At 69.0% G+C, this 987-nt stretch carries 2 protein-coding genes; both read left to right on the forward strand.

Annotated elements, in window-relative coordinates; all coding sequences use genetic code 11:
• Window positions 1–432 (forward strand): Mu transposase domain-containing protein (locus AS96_RS14165; RefSeq protein ID WP_036291131.1); only part of this gene is annotated, 432 nt, incomplete at its 5' end.
• Window positions 432–987 (forward strand): ATP-binding protein (locus tag AS96_RS14170; protein ID WP_036291128.1); only part of this gene is annotated, 556 nt, incomplete at its 3' end. The genes AS96_RS14165 and AS96_RS14170, both read left to right, overlap by 1 nt.

The following is a 987-nucleotide window of genomic DNA, read 5'->3' on the forward strand; positions in this document are numbered from 1 at the left end:
GATAAAGCGAACGCCAGGGTGGTGCGGACGATCAAAGCTCGCCCGGTCGATCTGATCGCCCACGACCGTTCACGGATGCTGCCGCTGCCGCCGATCCCGTTGCAGCTCGGCTGGCGAGAACGAGTGAGGCTCGGGCGGGACTACTACGTCCGCCTCGACGCGAGCGATTACTCCGTCGACCCGGCGGCGATAGGCCGGTTCGTTGACATCGCCGCCGATCTCGACCGTGTTCGGGTGCGCTTGGATGGGCGGCTCGTCGCCGATCACGCCCGGGTCTGGGCGCGCGGTTCCACGATCACCGACCCGGCGCATCTGGAGGCGGCGAAACGGTTGCGGCAGCAGTTCCAGACACCACGACCCGCACCGGTTGATGACCTGGCGCGTGATCTCGCGGACTACGACCGGGCGTTCGGGATCGAAGGAGTCGCCTGATGGTCACCAAGCAGACCGACGCCGCGAAGCAGATCACCTATCTCGCCGGCGCGCTGAAAGCACCCCGGATCACCGAGGCCGCCACCCGCATGGCTGACCAGGCGAGGGATGCGGGCTGGTCGTTCGAGGACTACCTCGCCGCCGTCCTCGAACGCGAAGTGAGCGCCCGCAACGCTTCCGGCGCGGAGCTGCGGATCAAGGCCGCGGGGTTCCCCGCCCGGAAAACGCTCGAGGACTTCGACTGGGACGCGCAACCCACCATCCGGCAGCAGATCGCCGCACTCGCCTCGGGAGGGTTCCTCCTCGAGGCGCAGAACGTGGTCCTGCTCGGCCCGCCCGGGACCGGGAAGACGCACCTCGCGACCGCGCTCGGGATCGTCGCCGCCCGCCACGGGCACCGGGTGCTGTTCGCGACCGCGACGGACTGGGTCACCCGCCTCACCGATGCGCACCGGCAAGGAAACCTCCCCCGCGAGCTCGCGAGGTTGCGGCGTTACGGGCTGATCATCGTCGACGAAGTCGGCTACCTCCCGTTCGAGCAAGACGCCGCGAACC

The sequence above is a fragment of the Microbacterium sp. MRS-1 genome (assembly GCF_000585455.1).
GTDB lineage: Bacteria > Actinomycetota > Actinomycetes > Actinomycetales > Microbacteriaceae > Microbacterium > Microbacterium laevaniformans.